Origin of the sequence: Streptomyces sp. TRM68367, assembly GCF_014495685.1 — a bacterium.
GTDB lineage: Bacteria > Actinomycetota > Actinomycetes > Streptomycetales > Streptomycetaceae > Streptomyces.
Genome location: NZ_JACTVI010000079.1, coordinates 37,121 through 38,550 on the forward strand (window position 1 = coordinate 37,121; position 1,430 = coordinate 38,550).

Genomic DNA, 1,430 nt, shown 5'->3' on the forward strand with positions numbered 1-1,430 from the left:
TGCCGGGGCACTAGGTTGGCTCAGTCACCGGCGTTTCCTGGTGCGAGGTGCCCGCCTTCTTGGCCTTGCGCTTGATGAGGAGCATCGACGTGACGCCGACCAGGACCGCTGCCACCAGGCCCAGCCAGGAGAAGCGCTTGAGCCAGGCCTCGGCGACGATGCCGACGTAGTAGATGACGGCGGTGGTGCCGCCGGCCCAGAGAGTGCCGCCGAGGACGTTGGCGATGAGGAACTTCCAGTACGGCATGCGCAGGACGCCGGCAAGCGGGCCCGCGAAGATGCGGAGCAGGGCGACGAAGCGGCCGAAGAAGACGGCCCACATGCCCCACTTCTCGAAGGAGCGCTCGGCCGTGGCGATGTGCCCCTCGCTGAAGTGCTTGGGGAACTTCTTGCCGAGCCAGGCCAGCAGGGGCCGTCCACCCTTGCGGCCGATGGCGTACCCGATGGAGTCGCCGATGATCGCTCCGGCGCTGGCGCAGGCGCCGAGCATCACGGGGTCGATGTCGCCGTGCTGGGAGGCGAGCAGAGCGGAGGAGACCAGGATGATCTCGCCCGGCAGCGGGATGCCCAGGCTCTCCAGGCCGATGACCAGGCCCACCAGGGCGTAGACCGCGGCTGCGGGCACGGTGTCGAGCCACTCCTGGACGTGCAACGCCGGTTCCTTCCCGTCTGTCCCTGCATTCCCGGTGTGCACCTGATCGCGGCGCACACCGGGAAGCCTACCGGGTCACGGGAGTGCGGCCCGGCCCCACCGGTACCGGGGGTGTTGGCTCACACCGCGGGCCCTCCAGCGCGAACGACAGCGCGCCCTGCACGAACACGAGGGCAGGGCGACCGGCTCATTGGCCAGCACCGCCAGGGCCGGCCAGCCGAAGAGCACCAGGGCGACAGAGATCCACCACTCGCCCAGCCCGGCGGTGTCGTTCACAACGGGGGCGAGGAAGGTGAAGCTTCCGAACGTTGCCGCGTTCACCAGCGCGCCGAGCAGCATCACCAGAGTCAATGCCGACCTTGTGAGCTGGGCGAGCTCCGCTCGCAAGGGGACCTGTCACATCGGTTGGGCCGGTCGCTGCCGGGTTCGGGCGGGGCCCGGAGGGCGGTGTCCCAGGCGTCGACGACGTCCGCCACGGTGGGGGCGGGTGCCCGGAGCAGGGCCGCTGCCACCGTGCGTACGAACAGCCGGTGCCGGTCGTGGGTGAGGTACTCCACCGGGGACTTGCCGTCCACACGCGCGAGCAGTAGTGCCGGCAGCAGTGTCGCGGCCCGCTCCTCGAGGGCGGGTCGGGGCTCCCAGTCGACGCACCGGGCGTACTCCTCGGCCAGCACCCGGGCGGATCGCAGGAGTGCGGCGCGGTCTTCGGGCACCACCAGGCTCTTGAGGAGCAGATGGTTGACGCAGAAGGCCAGGTCGAAGGCCGGGTCCCCGTACC

Annotated in this window: 1 protein-coding gene and 2 pseudogenes; all 3 read right to left on the bottom strand. The window is 70.3% G+C overall.

Annotation, left to right across the window (positions count from 1 at the left end; genetic code table 11):
* Positions 1 to 10: 10 nt before the first annotated feature.
* Positions 11 to 652, bottom strand: a complete 642-nt coding sequence (locus H8R17_RS34080; RefSeq protein WP_187827082.1) for a DedA family protein — start codon at positions 650 to 652, stop codon at positions 11 to 13.
* A gap of 136 nt (positions 653 to 788) precedes the next feature.
* Positions 789 to 1,042 (bottom strand): annotated as a pseudogene (locus tag H8R17_RS34085) (Cmx/CmrA family chloramphenicol efflux MFS transporter); the annotation flags it as partial.
* Positions 1,000 to 1,430, bottom strand: a pseudogene (locus H8R17_RS34090) (hypothetical protein); the annotation flags it as partial. The pseudogenes H8R17_RS34085 and H8R17_RS34090, both read right to left, overlap by 43 nt.